The following is an 18,167-nucleotide window of genomic DNA, read 5'->3' on the forward strand; positions in this document are numbered from 1 at the left end:
AGGCTGTAACAAAAATATTTTGATTGAAGGAAGATCCGAACGAGGACTTGAGACTCTTAATGGAGCATCAACTTTGTTCGGATTTTTCTGTTGGTAAAGTGAACGTAGCTTTCATGCATGGTGGCTGCTTCCAGCAGTTAATTGGAGGGCAAGGCGCAGACTCCTGCGGGAAAGGCGGAACAGATGAGACCCCACAGGCGCGTAAGCGACGAGGAGGCTCGTCGTCCGCCCGCGGAAAGCGAAGCCTTGCACGGAAATTAACTGCGATGTAACAAGCCATTCATACTGGATCATTTATCCCGTTTGTTCGTCTTTCGATGGAAGTGATTTCGTTATGTCTAAGTCTCTTTTCTACGCAAAAAAGCTTTCTCTTTCCCTTTCGATCCACCTGTCCATTTCTCGATCACTTTTTTCTACAAGTCTGTTAACGAGGATATCATGCCAAATATAGTTTTCAAGTAAATTAATGTTAACTCCGTTATTGGTATAGTAAGCCATTTCTTTATGACCATAAATCATTTCACTGCTGTCAACAGATATAATAAACCAGTTTTGATTCCCAATATTTTCGGTATAGCTTGTATGGCGGTGCCGGTCAAATTCCTCCATCGCTTCATCTTGTTCAAACACAATTCCTTTTAGTGTGACACTCTCCCTTAGCTGTAATAAAAGAGGCTTCAACTCATTATAAATATCAGGCCAAAGCGAGATGACAACTTTATTTTTTGCTTTTAGCAGCAGCGACTCACAAAAAGCAAGAATGGCTGTTTCTCCTTTCATCGTCATAACCCGGCTTTCTTCTATAGACTCTGCAGCTTCAAGACGTTTAAGCGTTTCGCTAACGTCTTCATACGTTTCGTTCCATTTTTTCTGCAGCGAATGCAAAAAAGCATCGATGGGCAGCGACGTGTACTGGGTGCCATCATTACTCTCTTCTTTTAACACCATGCCTTTTTCCTCTAGTGTTTGTAAAATATCGTATACACGCGCTCTTGGCACACCTGAATGTTTACTAATGCTATAAGCAGTGGAAGATCCTTTTTTGACAAGCGTCACGTATACTTTTGATTCATACTGATTAAATCCAAGCGACTGCAGCTGCTGAATAATATTTTCCATAAAGGAAACCTCCCTGTTTTTTAAGTTATCTAAAATTTTCATCATTTACATATTTACAACTGCTTTTTATATAGTTACTATTTAAGTAGTCACTATATATATATTATGACATGAGGAAGGTGCTTTATGGAAGAATTAAGTTTACAGATTGTTCTTTTGCTTTTACTCTTTGGTTTTTTAGCTGCATTCATTGACTCCGTAGTGGGCGGAGGCGGTTTAATTTCTACACCCGCTCTTTTATTTTTAGGCCTGCCGCCCGCTGCTGCCTTAGCTACAAATAAATTAGCTGGAACGATGGGCGTATTAACGAGTACCATTCGATTTGTCAAATCCGGAAAAGTCGATTTTCGCGTTGTGGGTAAATGGTTTCCTTTTGTATTTATTGGCTCTTTGGGAGGTTCAATCACCGTTCATTTTCTATCCTCTGCTTTTTTGAAACCTGTTATTTTGATTCTCCTTGTTTTAGTTGCTATTTATACAATCTTCAAAAAAAACTGGGGCACCACGTCCACGTATAAGCCGCTGTCTATTAAGAAACTTATTTTCTTTACTGCACTTATTTTTATCATTGGCTTTTACGATGGATTTTTAGGAGCAGGCACAGGTTCATTTATTTTATTTGCTTTTTTATTTATGGGATTTGATTTCCTGCAGTCAGCAGGCAGCGCAAAATTTTTAAATTTCGGCAGTAATTTAGGTGCTTTGCTTGTATTTTTGTATTTTGATTCTGTTGTATTTTCTTACGGATTAATTATGGGGTTTGCGATGATCGTGGGTTCTTTCGTTGGATCAAACGTCGCTTTATCAAAAGGCGTGACGTACGTCCGAACGCTTTTTATTCTTGTCACTTTAAGCCTTATTAGCAAAAACATATTCGACTATGTAAATCAGTACAAATAGATCAATGGTTTCTTTCGAACTATAACAATGAACCTATATATCTATTAGATTAATAAAACCACCTCTTACTATTTTCTTATTTTTGGGTAAATGTGTAAAAAGACACTAAAATTGTTGTATACTGATCGATGTTGTTTTACATAATTAGAAATATTATACAGAGGTGAACGTTTTGTTTAAGAAATTTAGGTTTTTATGGTTTATTTTGCTGATCTTTGCACTTATTTTTGTCAAAAATACGTTCTTTTCTTCTTCAGAGAACGCCGCTGAGACGCTAGCAACGTCCGATGTTCCACAGGCCGCAGCTACTTTCAAAGAGGGAAACAATCAGCAGGACGGAGTCATTATTCAAAAATATCGCAAACAGCTAGATGCAGCACAGAAAAAAAATGACGAAAAAGCTACTAAAGAAATACAAGAAAAAATTTATGAAGACGGAAGACAGGCGGCACTAAACTTTTTACCGCGCAATAAATTTCAAAGAGCTTTTTCTCAGCCTTCAAAAAAATCGGCCGATGACATTTATAACTTTCTAATTGCCCAAGTAGGGTTTGGAGGATATGATTCTCTTTATCAAGAAGCAATAGCCGCAAAAAAAGAAGCAGCTTCTTCTACTGATGAATTAAATATGAGTGGCATTCAAGCTAAAACCGCTGCACTTACATACGGCACACTCGCACAAAGAGAGCAGCTGCTTGTTACAAGTCTTGCCTATGACTTAAGCAGCGTAGGCGTCATTTCTTCCGATACAGCTAAAGGTATTGATAAAAAAGCTACTCATATGCTAGAAGTTAGAAAAGAAGGAATAAATGCCGCGATGCAAGAATAAGCGAAACAGCTCTTTTCTTCTTCCTAATAAAAACGTGTCCGCCTGTTTGGCGAACACGTTTTTTTGTTTAATAAATAATAGCCTGTACGCTCATTATTGTAACGGTTAAAATAAGAATCACGTTCCCTATAATTAACCACGGCTTTGCGCTTCCTCTTCTACCTTTAATAGCCGTGATTAGTCCAGCAATGGGCAATAAAGCCATAATGATGACCCAAATTTTACGAAGAATGCTGGAATCCAAATAAAAACCAAACTGCATCATCGCAAATAACACGACTGTAATAAGGAAGAAAAGTGTAGGCACAGCTAAATGAATGCCTCTTGGTCTCATTGAGTAGTACACAACATCACTTTCTTTCTATGTAAAATCTTACGTAAAATAACGTTATCATTTACACAGAGTTTTGACAACTTTTTGAAGGATTTTGTCAACAAATTTTAATAATCCAGAAGAAATCACTTCTCATTCAGCTGCCCGAAGACTGCCGGAAGTGCAGAAATAACGTCACTTGCTAACATATCTATCATTGTATGCCCCTGATCGAGCAGCACATCCGCTGCTTTTCCATGAACATATACCGCATTGCTGATTGCTTCTTGAAGAGAATCATGCTGCATAATAAAAGCGAGGATGATTCCGGTTAACGTGTCACCCGTTCCACCTTTTGCGAGTCCTGCGTTTCCAGTGGTATTTACGTATTGTTTTCCATCCGGCGTTGTAACGATCGTGTTTGGGCCTTTTAATACAAGATACACACCATTTTCCACTGCGTATTGGCTAGATATCGAAAATCGATTTGCTTCTACTTCTGCGATTGTTGTATCCACGAGTCTAGCCATTTCTCCGGGATGAGGTGTTAAAATCGTTGCGTGTTCTCTTTCTTTTACTTCTTTCATCAAATCCGGCAGATGATAAAGAGCATCTGCGTCGATTACAACAGAAACGGGCTGTTGAAGTACTTGTTCGACAACTTTCTTCGTTTCTTCCGTTCTCCCAAGCCCTGGTCCAACTGCAATTGCATCGTACTTTGCTTCTTCTAAAGGAATCTCGCCTGCAAAAAAGCCATCTTTGCTTGGGCATGGCTTATACATCACTTCTAACATGTGAGCAGCTGCAATCGCATGAATATCATTCGGAAGCGCAAGCGTTAAAAGCCCTGCTCCGCTTGTGAGTGCTGCTTTTGACGTTAGCATCGGCGCTCCGGGTGTTTGAAGTGAACCTCCTATTACGATTCCTTTTCCATGTGTACCTTTATTGGACGAAGCATTCCGAATGGGAAAAGATTTCTTAATATGCTGAGTTGACCATACCTCTTTAAGAGATGAGCTTTTTTCAATTGCTAGCGGTGGGATACCGATATCTACTACAATCAATTCACCATAGCTTTCTTTGCTCGGGTATGTAAATGCCGTGATCTTTGGCTGCTGAAGCGTAATCGTAGCATCTGCACGTACCGTAAGCTCTTGCTTCTGTTCCATTACTCCACTTGGGACATCGATGCTGTATATGTAAGCCTTAGAGTCGTTTATTTTTTTTATAATGTTATCATAAGGAGATTTGATGCTGCCTTTTACGCCTATACCTAATAAACAATCAATAAGGACCGTATACTTTTTCACAGAGAAGTTGTCTCCCGCCGATTGCCACGCGAATCCAGCATTTTCATAGATGCTCATGGCTTTTTTAGCTGCGCCTTTTATTTTCTCCCGTGCAGGAACTACCCAGACGTCAACTTCATAGCCTTTTGACTTCAAAGCACGAGCAATAACAAAGCCGTCTCCTCCGTTGTTTCCCGTTCCTATAAGCAGCCCTATTTTTTCATATTTTTCGATTCGCTCACTCAGCGCGTTTGCAGCAGCCTGCCCGGCATTTTCCATAAGGGACTCTTCACTCATCCCAATTGTATTCATCATATAATCATCTACTTGATACATCTCTTGATTCGTTACAATTCTCATTATGCTGCTCCTTACTGAAACGGAAATGGTTCGTCTGTATTTACCGTTCCTTTTATTTTCGTTATAGTTAATTGTTCTCCTTTCACCCAATCCTCAAACGAGAAAGTAAGAGGTTTTGCTTTTCGTCCAATCCCCACAATGACTTGCAGCGTCTCCGGTACATATGCCACTGTATGAAGCGTTCCAGCAGAATTCCGGTAATCTTCTTTAAAAATACCGTATTCATCTTCATTAAATAAAGAAAAAGCTTCAAGAGGCGATAGCTTTTTTTCAATATGATCTCGAATATGATCGAGCCTTTCCTTTGACTCTACCAAATGATGACGATTTTCTTCGACCAGCTGATTAAAATGGTTCGTACACCCCATCATCGTTCCTCTTTGTACATGAACGCCTCGTCCAGATGCTTCGACTACTGCTCCCTGTCCGCTGCGGTCGTAAATGGAATAATTAAACGCATGACGGTGCGGTGCCCTTTCTAAAATAGCAACAGCCTCTTCTGTCGTTTCACATGTTTCTAAAATAAACCGAGCAAGCGTACAGCAAATAAATCCGTTCGTTTGACGGCGGCGATTAACAAAATGATAGCCAATTGCTAATCCTTTTTCGTTCATTCCATCCATTCGCCCAATCATTCTTGTTCCAAACCCGACGCTTGCATATCCTTCATTTGGCTGAAAAAGCAAAAATCGACCTTCGTACGTTTTCGGATGATAATCGTAGTTCCGCACATACACACCGTGCTGCATAAGAGCAGAACACCCCGTTTTCTTCCACTCTTGCTGATATCCGCTGTACTCATGTATAACGTCTTCAAGAGGCCAATCTAAGCCTTCTGCTAAGCCCAATAGCTCATCCCACAGTCCGGGAGCAAATAAGTCGTAATAATGACGAGCTTCTTTTGCTATCGTTTGATAGCTTCGTAATGAACGTTTTCTTCTTTTTTGATGATTTTCAAACAGCTTTGTTCCTTTATGTAATTCCCCTTGCATTTTACCAAGCTCTCGGTAAGAGCCTCGCCCTTGAATAACTTCTACCTGTATTTCTTTCACTTCTATCACTCCAATTTTCCAGTACCTTTATTGTGCAGCAAGCGCTCTATTCTTTGCAACTTTCTCCTCTCATAGAACGCTCTTCCTTTGAATACAGTTATAAAGAAACAGGTCGAAAGATTGAAAAGCATTATCATAAGAGGTGATCATATTGCTAAAGGAAGTTCAGCTAGAGATTCAGCGAAGAATCGCCTATCTGCGCCCAACACAAAAAAATGACGGGTCATTTCGCTACTGTTTTGAAACAGGCGTTATGCCTGATGCGTTTTTAATTATGCTTCTTCGCACCTTTGATTTAGATAAAGAAGTGTTGATTAAACAATTAACCGAACGGATCGTTTCCCTTCAAAATGAAGATGGTCTTTGGACGTTGTTTGACGATGAAGAACATAACTTATCCGCTACTATTCAAGCTTATACAGCTCTTTTATATTCAGGCTATTACCAAAAAGATGACCGGATTTTGCGAAAAGCAGAAAGATATATTATAGATTCAGGAGGCATTTCTCGCGCTCATTTTCTCACAAGATGGATGCTTTGTGTTAACGGCTTATACGAGTGGCCAAAGCTATTTTACCTCCCGCTTTCTCTTTTGCTCGTGCCTACCTATGTACCGCTTAACTTTTATGAACTAAGCACCTATGCCAGAATTCACTTCGTCCCGATGATGGTAGCTGGAAACAAAAAATTTTCACTTACTTCTAGACATACACCTTCTCTTTCTCATTTAGATGTAAGAGAGCAGAAACAGGAAGCGGATGAAGCTGCTCAAGAATCACGCGCTTCTATTTTTTTAGTCGACCATTTAAAACAGCTGGCTTCTTTACCTTCTTACATCCACAAGCTTGGTTATCAAGCAGCCGAGCGTTACATGCTAGAAAGACTTGAAAAAGATGGAACACTCTACAGCTACGCAACCTCTACTTTTTTTATGATTTACGGTCTTTTGGCTCTTGGCTATAAAAAAGATTCGTTTGTGGTTCAAAAAGCAATTGACGGTATTTGTTCACTACTTAGTACATGCAGCGGCCACGTGCACGTAGAAAACTCCACGTCAACCGTTTGGGATACCGCCCTGCTATCTTACGCTCTACAAGAAGCAGGTGTACCGCAGCAAGATCCCATGATTAAAGGCACAACTCGTTACTTAAAGAAAAGACAGCATACAAAGCTTGGAGACTGGCAGTTTCATAACCCCAATACAGCGCCTGGAGGCTGGGGATTTTCCGATATTAATACGAATAACCCTGACTTAGACGATACGTCTGCTGCTATTAGAGCTCTTTCTAGAAGAGCGCAAACCGATACAGATTATTTGGAGTCTTGGCAAAGGGGCATTAACTGGCTGTTGTCCATGCAAAACAAAGACGGGGGTTTTGCTGCATTTGAAAAAAATACCGATTCTATTTTATTTACTTATCTGCCGCTTGAAAACGCAAAAGACGCAGCAACGGATCCGGCTACTGCCGATTTAACCGGTCGAGTGCTTGAGTGCCTCGGAAACTTTGCCGGTATGAATAAATCCCACCCTTCGATTAAAGCTGCAGTAAAATGGCTGTTTGATCATCAATTGGATAACGGAAGCTGGTACGGCCGGTGGGGTGTTTGCTACATTTACGGAACGTGGGCCGCTATTACTGGACTCTGTGCTGTAGGAATTTCTGCTTCTGATCCGCGTATCATCAAAGCCATCAATTGGCTCAAAAGCATTCAACAAGAAGACGGCGGATTCGGAGAATCATGCTATAGCGCTTCTTTAAAAAAATATGTGCCTTTACCCTTTAGCACTCCTTCGCAAACGGCTTGGGCTCTCGATGCTTTAATGACAATATGTCCGTTAAAAGATCGAGCCGTTGAAAAAGGAATTAAATTTTTACTGAATCCAAATCTTACCGAGCAGCAAATTCATTATCCCACGGGAATTGGTCTTCCTGGACAATTTTATATTCAGTACCACAGCTATAATGATATTTTTCCTCTTCTTGCACTTGCCCACTACGCAAAAAAACATTCTTCATAAAGGGGTTGAGACATGACGAAATGAATCCAATCTAAAGACGAACATATAGGATACATGAGCTCCTATGGATCGCTTGTGAAACCGCAGTTGATTTCCGTGCAAGGCTTCGCTTTCCGCGGGAGTCTTCGCCTTGCCCTCCAATCAACTGCTAGAAAGACTTACACACATGAAACCTATGTTTACCCTAACAAAAAAAACGAACCACGAATCAAACATCTTGATCAATGGTTCGTTTTTCACTTTGTCTAAAATCCTTTTATTCCAGCCTCTTTTTGTACATAAAAGCAGGTTTTTTTAGGAGACAAGTGGAATACCTTTTTAATGTTGGGAAAGAAAGGATGCATCAAATGAATAATGTTTCACCACTTTTAAAAGGAAAAAACGTGATACTAAGAAAACCAAAAGACAGCGATGTACATGACTATCTAGCGTGCAAGCAAACAAAAGAGCTTATTCGTATGTACGGAGGCGATACCCGAAACTTAAAACCTCTTACATTACAAGATGCCAAGCAGCACGTCGAGTACATAAAGTCTCAAAAGCTGAATTGGTGTGTTGAATATCAGCAGCAGTTTGTTGGAGAAGCCCGGCTGACCGTTAACGAGTACGACCGGCGCGCACGGTATGCTATTGGTTTATTCGATTCTTCCGTTTGGAATCAAGGGCTCGGCACTGAAGTTACAAAATTGGTGCTGGCCTACGCATTTGAACACCTTCACTTGCACAGAGTCGATTTACGAGTGCTCGAATACAACCATAGAGCCATTGCTTGTTATGAAAAATGCGGTTTTGTAAAAGAAGGAATAGAGCGTGAAGGTGCTTTTATTGAAGAAGCATTTCAGACAGATATTATCATGAGTATACTCGAACAAGAGTATTATCAGCTTTAGAGGAGAGAATCAGCTGTCATCATCGTACTTCTTTAAAAGTTCGTATAGCCCAAGCCTTTTGTGAATAAAGTAACATAACGATATAACCAAAGGAGCCAACGATGACAGCTTATGATTCCTCTTCTTTTGTATTTGTAACCATTGATAAACATGACATTGCTGCTTTTTTACTCATTGATATTATTTGCAGCACCACTATTTATGTAGCATGTAAACATTATCTCCACAATGAGCTTGTTTCCATTGCAAGCAGCGCTCTTTTTCCCATGGTATGTAAGAAGGTTTCTCGACGCTAGCTCAGCTTTTTACCGGTTCTTTTAATGACAGCCAAGTGCGTTCCTTCTGCTGCTGAATCTCTACGGAGTGATTAAAAAATTTAGAAAGATGCGGCTCAGTGAGCTGGTCTTTCGTTTTTCCAGAAGAAAACACTTCTCCTTGGCGCATACAAAGCGTATGGGTAAAGCAAGGCAAAATTTCTTCTACATGGTGAGTAACATAAATAAGCGTAGGAGCATTTGGCTGCTCTGCCATTTTTGCAATCAGCTGAAGAAGCTGTTCTCGGGCCATTATATCTAGACCTGTACATGGCTCATCAAGTATTAAAAGCTTTGGTGAAGCCATAAGAGCTCGAGCAATTAGCACTCGCTGGCGCTCTCCTTGAGAAAGTGTTCCGTAGGCCTGATTTTGTAAATCTTCGCAATTTAGCAGCTTCATTAATTCTATGGCTTGGTTCATATCTTTTTGCTCCACTTGTTCATATAACCCAATAGATGCAAATTTTCCGCTTAAAATCATTTCTACAACCGTATCGTCATCTCGAAACCGCTGTTGAAGCGAAGAGCTTACCCATCCAATTTCTTTTCTGAGCTCAGACAGATTTGTTTCTCCAAATTTCCTTGAAAGAACTTCTACTTCCCCTTTTGTAGGCCAGATATATCCGTTGATGATATTTAAAAGCGTCGTTTTTCCGGAACCATTTAACCCAAGCAAACACCAATGTTCCCCTTTTTCCACTGACCACGACACGCTTTTTAAAATTTCTTTTTCTCCTCGTTTTACCGAAACGTTGTTAATGTTGATCATGCTAACACTCCTTTACTCTCATTTTTCATTATATATACTATAAAAGAATAATGATTTATCCCATTTGTTAACTTGCTTTTCTTTTTTCATGCCAATTCTTTCAGCCACTTTAATCGATGGATAATTGTGAGGATCTATCAATGATATAATCTTCTGAAATTTCAGCGTATGAAGGCCATAATCTAAACAAGCTTTTGCTGCTTCACTCGCATAGCCTTTTCTCCAGCGGCTGCGTAAAAATAAATAGCCAAGCTCCGGGTCTACCTTGCCGTCTACTTTTTGAAGAACCATGCCGCACTGCCCTAGAAACTCTCGATTCTGTTTATCTTCAGCGATCCACATGCTAATGCCATATGTTTGATAATGCTGCTTCATCCATTGAATCCAGCGATATGTGTCTTGTTCATTTTTAGTAGAAGAATAATACTTCATTGCTTCAGCATCTTCAAATATTTTCATTAAATTGCCTGCATCGCTTTCAGCCATAGCTCGCAGCGTCATTCGCTCTGTCTCAATAATCGTATAAATCCTCTCCTTTCTTCCATTCCAACATCTACTATCTTTATTATCCGCTACTATTTTCTTTTCGTAAAGTTTTCCTTTTTTTATTTAAATGAAACAGAAAAAGGCACCAAAAAAGGCTGCTACACACAGCCCTTTAATCTGGATCACACGTTTTCCCGTACCGTAATACGTTATATATAGCACGTCCATCACTTGCAGATGTTTCTGTATATTGAATTGGCAGCAGTGAAAAAATAACATAATAGACTGAAAAATAAACAAATTGATAGCAAAATATATCTTCAGGCAGAATATTAGCCATAATTAATCCATTTATTATAAAAATAGTAAGTAAATTAAACAGTACACCGCCCGCATACACCACTGCATGGGAAAAGCGACTGTCGTTCTTAAGATTTTCATATTTACAAAACGAGTCTAGAAAATAGACTGACTTAATTTTAAACTTCCCCATTTTAAGAATCGTTTTCCCCCGCCCAATAGTAAAATCGACCTTCCCTCCGAAAATAATTGCCATGACGGAATGCCCCAGCTGATGAACAAATGATACAAGTGGCAATACAAGACAGAATGACCACACAAACTTTGGAAGATCATTTAACCCAAACACGTTTATCCCTCCTTTTTGTTTCTTCTCTCTACTTTTCCTCCCCGTTTTTACTTAAAACTACATTTAAATTCTTTTTTTAAAACTCATACGAAATAACTAGCATCCACATCATTTCTTATAACCTAGATAAAACCCAATGTATGTAACTTATGAAAAATACATTTTCCGAAAAACAGTTGGAGTCACGTTTTCTTGTTCTTTGAAGCGCTTGATAAAATAGCTTGGATGTTCATACCCTACTTGTCTTGCTATATCTTGTACAGAGATTTGGTTGTTTTTAAGCAGCAGTTTCTTTGCTTTTTGAATTCGGACGCGCGTTACGTATTCAAACGGCCGGATACCAAGAGATTGTTGAAAAAGCAAACACGTATACTGCTCTGTTACGTTGAGCTGCTTCGCCAGTACTTCTAGCGTTAACGGCTGATGATAATATTCCTCAATATAGCGAAGGACTGGGTTTAGCTGAGTAATTTGCTGCAGGCGACTTTTGCTTTCTATATATACGCTGTCTTGGCGCAGTTTCAAAATGACGCTATATAGTAGTTCAGAGCACTTCATGGTGCTAGAGGTATGATTTTCTTCTAACAAATTCATTAGCTCTTGCAGCATCCTATAAAGGCTTTCAGCATGTGTAAGGACGATTTTTCCGGAATTAATAAATTGAAGAGAAAGCATGATATCATCAATTACACTTCCATTAAAAGAAACCCAGCATACTTGCCATTCGCTTGTAATGGGGTAGTATTCGTGCGGAACATGCGGCGTCAGAAACATCCCTTCATTTTCTTTTATAATATAAACCTCGTCGTTTACACGAAGCTCGCCTCTTCCTTTTATACATTGAATCCATTGATAATCAGGAAACTCTCCCTGACGTTTAATATGCGTTTGATGTCTCCAGCTTCCAGCGCTTGTAACATAGAATGGCAGTTTCATATCTTCATCTGAAAGAGCCGGAAAGTACATACGGTCCACATTACTTCCTCCTTTTTATGTGAATATAGTTATATTATCATGAAAATAATTAGATTGATAAGGTTTTCAGAAAACGTTATCATTTTCATATAAACTAATAACCTAGTAATCTAGAAATGAGGGATCGACATGTTAAAAACCGGCAAAAAATTTAATTATACAGCACCTGCAAACGGATACCCTGAATGGAATAACAACCCTGAAATTTTTCAATTGAACCGTTCGAAAGCACACGCTTTACTAATGCCTTATCAAACGGTCGAAGAGGCCTTAAAAAATGATAGAAAATCTTCTGTTTACTACCAAAGCTTAAATGGAAGCTGGTACTTTCATTTTGCTGAAAATGCGGATGGCCGCGTCAAAAACTTTTTCGCTCCTGAATTTTCATATAAGAAATGGGACTCTATTTCAGTTCCTTCACACTGGCAGCTGCAAGGATATGACTATCCTCAATATACAAACGTGACATACCCTTGGGTTGAAAACGAAAACCTCGAACCTCCTTTTGCACCGACTAAATATAACCCTGTCGGTCAGTACGTCCGTACTTTTACACCTAAATCAGAATGGGAAAATCAGCCGGTGTACGTCAGCTTCCAAGGCGTCGAATCTGCTTTTTACGTCTGGGTTAACGGTGAGTTTGTTGGATACAGCGAAGACAGCTTTACTCCAGCTGAATTTGATATAACTTCTTATCTTCAAGATGGTGAAAATACGATAGCAGTAGAAGTATATCGCTGGAGTGACGCAAGCTGGCTTGAAGACCAAGATTTTTGGCGAATGAGCGGCATCTTCCGAGATGTGTATCTGTACTCGACTCCACCGGTTCACATCTATGACTTTAGCGTTCGTTCGTCGCTTGATAACAACTACGAAGATGGTGAACTTAGCGTTTCAGCTGATATTTTAAACTACTTTGAGCACGATACTCAAGATCTAACATTTGAAGTCATGCTGTATGACGCGAATGGCCAAGAAGTACTACAAGCTCCGCTGCAAACAAATGTAAGTGTGAGCGATCAATATACAGCGTCCTTACGTACACACATTAAAAGCCCTGCAAAATGGAGCGCAGAAAGTCCTAATTTGTATACCCTTGTACTCAGCTTAAAGAATGCTGCTGGTTCTATTATCGAAACGGAAAGCTGTAAAGTCGGCTTCCGTACGTTTGAACTAAAGAATGGCCTTATGACAATCAACGGCAAGCGTATTGTACTTCGAGGAGTAAATCGCCACGAATTTGATTCAGTAAAAGGCCGTGCAGGCATCACACGCAAAGACATGATTCACGATATTTTGCTGATGAAACAGCATAATATTAACGCGGTGCGTACATCCCATTACCCTAACGATTCAGTATGGTATGAGCTGTGTGATGAATACGGACTGTACGTGATTGATGAAACCAATTTAGAAACGCACGGAACGTGGACTTATTTACAAGAAGGCGAACAAAAAGCCGTTCCAGGAAGCAAGCCAGAATGGAAAGAAAACGTACTAGATCGCTGTCGTTCGATGTACGAACGTGACAAAAACCACCCTTCTATTATTATTTGGTCGCTTGGCAATGAATCATTTGGCGGAGAAAACTTTCAGCATATGTATACTTTTTTTAAAGAGAAAGATTCCACGAGACTTGTTCATTATGAAGGAATCTTCCATCACCGCGACTATGATGCTTCTGATATAGAAAGCACGATGTACATTAAGCCAGCAGATGTAGAGCGCTATGCTTTAATGAATCCGAAAAAACCTTATATTCTGTGTGAATACAGTCATGCGATGGGTAATTCTTGCGGAAATCTATACAAATACTGGGAGCTGTTCGATCAATATCCAATCTTGCAAGGCGGTTTTATATGGGACTGGAAAGATCAAGCTCTTCAAACAACAGCAGTAGACGGTACTTCTTACTTAGCTTACGGCGGAGATTTTGGTGATACGCCTAACGACGGCAACTTCTGCGGAAACGGCTTAATCTTTGCTGATGGGACAGCTAGCCCGAAAATTGCAGAAGTAAAAAAATGCTATCAGCCTGTAAAGTGGACAGCAGTAGACGCTTCTAAAGGAAAATTTGCCGTTCAAAACAAACACCTGTTTACAAACTTGAACGCCTATGATTTTGCTTGGACTGTTGAAAAAAACGGTGAACTACTTGAAAAACATGCGTCTCTTTTAAATGTAGCTCCTGATAGTACAGACGAACTGACGCTTTCTTATCCTCTTTACGAGCAAGAAAACGAAACTGATGAATTTGTTTTAACTCTTTCTATCAGATTATCCAAAGATACAGCCTGGGCTTCAGCTGGATATGAAGTGGCGTACGAACAGTTTGTACTGCCTGCCAAAACCGCTGTACCTTCAGTAAAAGCTGTTTATCCTGCTTTATCAGTTGACCAAAACGAACAAACGCTGACGGTTACAGGAACTAACTTCACGGCTATTTTTGACAAGCAAAAAGGGCAGTTTGTCTCTTACAACTATGAGCATACCGAGCTGCTTGCATCGGGTTTCCGTCCGAACTTTTGGCGCGCAATCACCGATAATGACCTCGGCAATAAATTGCATGAAAGATGTCAAACGTGGCGTCAAGCAAGTTTAGAGCAGCACGTAAAAAAAGTAAGTGTTCAACCGCAAATTGACTTTGTTATCATTTCGGTTGAGCTAGCTTTAGACATCTCTCTTGCTTCTTGCTATGTAACGTATACGCTATATAACGATGGTGAAATGAAGATTGAACAATCTTTAGCACCTTCTCAGTCAATGCCTGAAATTCCTGAAATTGGGATGCTGTTTACGATGGATGCGGCTTTTGATTCTTTAACATGGTACGGCAGAGGCCCTCATGAAAATTATTGGGATCGTAAAACTGGCGCTAAGCTTGGCCTTCATAAAGGCAGTGTAAAAGAGCAAGTTACACCGTATTTACGCCCTCAAGAATGCGGAAACAAAACGGACGTTAGATGGGCAACTATTACAAACGATCAAGGACGCGGCTTTTTACTAAAAGGTTTGCCAACAGTCGAGCTGAATGCTTTACCTTACTCACCTTTTGAACTGGAGGCTTACGATCATTTTTACAAATTGCCGTTAAGCGATTCCGTAACCGTGCGGGTTAACTACAAGCAAATGGGCGTTGGCGGAGACGACAGCTGGGGAGCTAAAACACATCCTGATTACACACTATACGCCAACCGCTCGTATACAAACACGTTTACGCTAAAACCTCTATAAAAATAAAAAGGACTTTCAAATGAAAGTCCTTTTTACTTATGATGTCACCTCTGGCTTTCGCTGAGAAAGCAAAAATACCGTAGCGATAATAAGAATTGTACCTAGCCACTCCGTCCACCCAAAAGTCACATTGAGCCATAGAACAGAGAGCGCCGCTGCTGACAAAGGCTCTGCTGACGCAAGAACAATGGCTTCAGAAGCGCTAATGTGCTTCAAACTTTCCAAGTAGCAATAAAAGGCAATGAGCGTTCCAAAGATAATCACAAATAGCACCGCACACAGCGACAATAGCGACCACTCACCGGCTATATGCCACGGCGGATGAATAAATGAAAAACTTACGCCGCCTATTACCATTCCCCAGCCTACTACTTCAACTGAGCTCCATTTTGCAAGAAGACGTTTAGGCTGAAGCGTATAAAAAGCAGACGTCACAGCTGCTCCAATCCCCCAAAACAACCCCCATCCTGTAATAGACAGCTCGTTAAAGTTTCCGCTTGTTGCAAGAAAAAATGTCCCCGTTATGACGAGCGCAACAGAAATCATTTCTACTTTCACCGGCCACTTTCTTGCTTGCACGGCTAAATAGCCAATAATAAATATTGGCGACGTATATTGAAGCACTGTAGCTGTAGCAGCGTTTCCTGCTTCAATAGCTGCAAAGTATGTATACTGCACGCCGAGCATACCGATTACACCAAACAAAAGCAGCGAAGTCCTCTCTTCTTTTGTTTTCCAAATTGCAAAAATATTGCGCTGCTTAGAGGCTATTGCCAAAAGCAGCAATCCAGATACTAACATACGAACGACGACCAGCCACTCTGCGTTAAAACTCTTATGCTGAAATAAATATTGAGCTACCGTGCCAGACACTCCCCACATCGTGGCACCAATGATTACAAGCAGCAGCCCCCACGCTCTTTTAGATGAAGTTTGAACTCCTTCCACTTACCATTCCTTCTCTCTTTTTCATATATATTTAACTTACCTCCCTCCGCATTAACGGTCAATAGCAAAAAAAGTCGAAGCAATATGCTTCGACTTTTTTAAATGCTTTTATGAAGTAGTTTCTTGAGTAAAGGAAATAGCACATCGGGAAGTTCTTCGATGTTTGGTACTAGAATACTATATTTCCCGTACATATTTTGAATGGTTTTCTTCTGTCCTTCATCAATTTCCCCGTTGGATAAAAAGACGTTGATGACTTCAATTCCGTGCTTGCGTGCTTCTAATACCGCTTCGTGCGTATCTACAATACCATTTTGTTCATATCCCATAGCGGCTGGTTCACCGTCTGAAAACACAAGTAAAAACTTTTGCTGCTCAGAACGCTGAAGCAAGCGACGTGTCATATGACGAATGGCAAATCCATCACGGTTGTCTTCTTCAGGCTCAAGCTGCATAATTTCAGGACCGCTTTTACGCTTTAATGATGCTTGAAAGTCCATCACCGTCTGCAGGTAGTTAGGCTGGCTTGTTTCAGTAGCATCATTTGTATCTTCCCAAAATCCAACAATTTGATGAGGCACCATAACAGACTTTAACGCTTCATGAAATAGCGTAATCCCGAGCTTCGTTTCATCCATTTTGTCGTACATCGATGCCGAACAGTCAACTAGAAGAGAAAACACAGCATCAATTTGGGCAGAATCTTCATCTTTTTTATAAAACAAACGAGGATTATCATCCGTCCATAGTTTTAGAAGTTTTTTATTTAATCGGCCAAAGTGCAGCTCGCTTCTAGGGAGCGTTTTTTTATGTTCAAGCGTTTTTTCAATCATTTGCTTTAATTTTTTTTGATACGATGCAATGATTTTTTTATTCTCATCATACTGAACAACGTGATCGTCGCTTGGAAGTTTAGAATCTACAAACACAGCATAGGCATGCTTATTTTCTTTCCCATACTCATAATCCGCTTCCCCGTCTTTTTCCGGATGCGTTTGCTCCATGGCTTCGATTTGAGAATAATCGTTCCGTGATGTTTTTTGAGAAGATCCTTGCACCATGCCCATTGCTTGATCTCCATCGTCGCCTTCACGAACACCATCGCCTAACATATCTGTTTTTGAACCTTGATCCATATCAAACTGTAGAAAACTTTGCGTCGCTTCGCTTGTCTCTCGATGCCACATTTCCATTTTCTCTTCGTGAATGTCTTCATCTCCGTCTTTTTCATGCTCTAAAATATCATCGTTCACTAATGAATCTTTGCGTTTTAAATCTTCAAATGTTAACCCTTCTTCTAACTGATCATACTGAAGTTCAGCCAAGAAGAAATAAGTATTAAGCATATCTTTTTCGATAATATCATCAAAAACATCTACGAGTTCAAGGCAGATGCGCGATACGTCTTTTGTTGTTTTCGCTTCATATACATTTGTTAGCTGTCTGCGAATAAAAGGCATCGCTAAGTTAATCGATTCACTCATTGAAGGAATTTCTTCAAACGGATTTTCAGCCGTTAATAGCAAGTAAATGCCGTTAAAAAGTGCATCCGTGTACACGCTTTTTGTTAAATTTGCACTCATTTGTGTAGCAAAATATTTTCTATAGAGCTGCCTTCTGAGGGCGAAGGCTTTTTTCGTTCCAGGACGTTCGCGTTTGCATACTTCTTCTAAACGAATATCTTCAAACAGCATAAACAGCTGCTTAGCTAAGCTAGGTACCGACGTTTTATTTATTTTCTTTAAATATGCATTAATTTCTTTGAAGTTTGAATGCTTATAGCTTCCAATACTTCTTAAAAATACATCACTTTTTAAGCCGTACACTTTGTCTTCTTCTGGACGGTTATCCCAAAAGTGACTGAGATAAATAATGCCGTGTACAGGATCATAATAAGATGAAACGCGATACTCTACTTCAATTTCATCATTTTTTGTTAATGTTTTCGTTAAATCTGCCAGCTCCATATAGAGAAAGGAATCTACATTTTTGTCGTTAAATTTAATAAATCGCATAGCGC

General features: G+C 40.0%; 17 protein-coding genes. 7 read left to right on the forward strand and 10 right to left on the reverse strand.

Features of this window, described 5'->3' with window-relative positions; translation table 11 throughout:
- Positions 1 to 59 precede the first annotated feature (59 nt).
- Entirely contained in the window at positions 60 to 272 is a 213-nt protein-coding gene (locus AC1VNJ_RS16680) for a hypothetical protein (protein ID WP_482641087.1), read from the forward strand.
- Between the two features lie 79 nt (positions 273 to 351).
- Here the strand turns inward: AC1VNJ_RS16680 and AC1VNJ_RS16685 are convergent, their stop codons facing one another.
- Positions 352 to 1,119, reverse strand: a complete 768-nt coding sequence (locus tag AC1VNJ_RS16685) for a TrmB family transcriptional regulator (protein WP_482641088.1) — start codon at positions 1,117 to 1,119, stop codon at positions 352 to 354.
- Between the two features lie 126 nt (positions 1,120 to 1,245).
- Here AC1VNJ_RS16685 and AC1VNJ_RS16690 point away from each other — a divergent pair, with 126 nt between their 5' ends.
- Entirely contained in the window at positions 1,246 to 2,019 is a 774-nt protein-coding gene (locus AC1VNJ_RS16690) for a sulfite exporter TauE/SafE family protein (RefSeq protein ID WP_013056888.1), read from the forward strand.
- A 163-nt stretch (positions 2,020 to 2,182) separates the two neighbouring features.
- On the forward strand, positions 2,183 to 2,848 hold the full coding sequence (locus AC1VNJ_RS16695; RefSeq protein ID WP_223260154.1) for a hypothetical protein: 666 nt from the start codon (positions 2,183 to 2,185) through the stop codon (positions 2,846 to 2,848).
- A gap of 67 nt (positions 2,849 to 2,915) precedes the next feature.
- On the opposite strand, the gene AC1VNJ_RS16700 is transcribed toward AC1VNJ_RS16695, so the two are convergent.
- The 3 genes from AC1VNJ_RS16700 to AC1VNJ_RS16710 all read right to left on the reverse strand — a co-directional run bounded on the left by AC1VNJ_RS16700 (position 2,916) and on the right by AC1VNJ_RS16710 (position 5,862).
- Positions 2,916 to 3,194 carry a hypothetical protein gene (locus AC1VNJ_RS16700; RefSeq protein ID WP_223260155.1) on the reverse strand — a complete coding sequence of 93 codons (279 nt, stop codon included), beginning with the start codon at positions 3,192 to 3,194 and terminating at the stop codon, positions 2,916 to 2,918.
- Between the two features lie 113 nt (positions 3,195 to 3,307).
- Positions 3,308 to 4,810 carry an NAD(P)H-hydrate dehydratase gene (locus tag AC1VNJ_RS16705; RefSeq protein WP_482641089.1) on the reverse strand — a complete coding sequence of 501 codons (1,503 nt, stop codon included), beginning with the start codon at positions 4,808 to 4,810 and terminating at the stop codon, positions 3,308 to 3,310.
- A gap of 11 nt (positions 4,811 to 4,821) precedes the next feature.
- Complete coding sequence (locus AC1VNJ_RS16710; protein WP_482641090.1) at positions 4,822 to 5,862, reverse strand: C45 family autoproteolytic acyltransferase/hydrolase; 1,041 nt, start codon at positions 5,860 to 5,862, stop codon at positions 4,822 to 4,824.
- Positions 5,863 to 6,004: 142 nt separating this feature from the next.
- On the opposite strand from AC1VNJ_RS16710, the gene AC1VNJ_RS16715 reads away from it, so the two are divergent.
- From AC1VNJ_RS16715 to AC1VNJ_RS16725, 3 genes are all read left to right on the forward strand, one after another.
- On the forward strand, positions 6,005 to 7,882 hold the full coding sequence (locus AC1VNJ_RS16715; RefSeq protein WP_482641091.1) for a terpene cyclase/mutase family protein: 1,878 nt from the start codon (positions 6,005 to 6,007) through the stop codon (positions 7,880 to 7,882).
- Positions 7,883 to 8,229: 347 nt separating this feature from the next.
- Positions 8,230 to 8,772: a GNAT family N-acetyltransferase gene (locus tag AC1VNJ_RS16720; RefSeq protein ID WP_482641092.1), complete on the forward strand. Its 543-nt coding sequence runs from the start codon at positions 8,230 to 8,232 to the stop codon at positions 8,770 to 8,772.
- Between the two features lie 101 nt (positions 8,773 to 8,873).
- The gene (locus tag AC1VNJ_RS16725) at positions 8,874 to 9,068 is read left to right on the forward strand and encodes a hypothetical protein (protein WP_013056879.1); all 195 of its coding nucleotides are present in this window, start codon (positions 8,874 to 8,876) and stop codon (positions 9,066 to 9,068) included.
- Between the two features lies 1 nt (position 9,069).
- Here AC1VNJ_RS16725 and AC1VNJ_RS16730 read toward each other — a convergent pair whose 3' ends face one another.
- The 4 genes from AC1VNJ_RS16730 to AC1VNJ_RS16745 form a co-directional block, all read right to left on the reverse strand.
- A complete protein-coding gene (locus tag AC1VNJ_RS16730) occupies positions 9,070 to 9,855 on the reverse strand; it encodes an ABC transporter ATP-binding protein (RefSeq protein ID WP_033578865.1) in 786 nt (261 codons plus the stop codon).
- Positions 9,856 to 9,873: 18 nt separating this feature from the next.
- The gene (locus tag AC1VNJ_RS16735; RefSeq protein ID WP_482641093.1) at positions 9,874 to 10,356 is read right to left on the reverse strand and encodes a GNAT family N-acetyltransferase; all 483 of its coding nucleotides are present in this window, start codon (positions 10,354 to 10,356) and stop codon (positions 9,874 to 9,876) included.
- 157 nt (positions 10,357 to 10,513) lie between these two features.
- Positions 10,514 to 10,990 carry a site-2 protease family protein gene (locus tag AC1VNJ_RS16740; RefSeq protein ID WP_028413498.1) on the reverse strand — a complete coding sequence of 159 codons (477 nt, stop codon included), beginning with the start codon at positions 10,988 to 10,990 and terminating at the stop codon, positions 10,514 to 10,516.
- 147 nt (positions 10,991 to 11,137) lie between these two features.
- On the reverse strand, positions 11,138 to 11,956 hold the full coding sequence (locus AC1VNJ_RS16745; protein ID WP_224980575.1) for an AraC family transcriptional regulator: 819 nt from the start codon (positions 11,954 to 11,956) through the stop codon (positions 11,138 to 11,140).
- A gap of 138 nt (positions 11,957 to 12,094) precedes the next feature.
- Between AC1VNJ_RS16745 and lacZ the strand changes: the two genes are divergently transcribed.
- Positions 12,095 to 15,199 carry a beta-galactosidase, LacZ type gene (lacZ, locus tag AC1VNJ_RS16750; protein WP_482641094.1) on the forward strand — a complete coding sequence of 1,035 codons (3,105 nt, stop codon included), beginning with the start codon at positions 12,095 to 12,097 and terminating at the stop codon, positions 15,197 to 15,199.
- Positions 15,200 to 15,235: 36 nt separating this feature from the next.
- On the opposite strand, the gene AC1VNJ_RS16755 is transcribed toward lacZ, so the two are convergent.
- Complete coding sequence (locus AC1VNJ_RS16755; RefSeq protein ID WP_482641095.1) at positions 15,236 to 16,147, reverse strand: EamA family transporter; 912 nt, start codon at positions 16,145 to 16,147, stop codon at positions 15,236 to 15,238.
- A 98-nt stretch (positions 16,148 to 16,245) separates the two neighbouring features.
- A complete protein-coding gene (locus tag AC1VNJ_RS16760) occupies positions 16,246 to 18,162 on the reverse strand; it encodes a vWA domain-containing protein (RefSeq protein WP_034265743.1) in 1,917 nt (638 codons plus the stop codon).
- Between the last annotated feature and the right edge of the window lie 5 nt (positions 18,163 to 18,167).

This window comes from Priestia sp. 3CA3 (genome assembly GCF_056836725.1).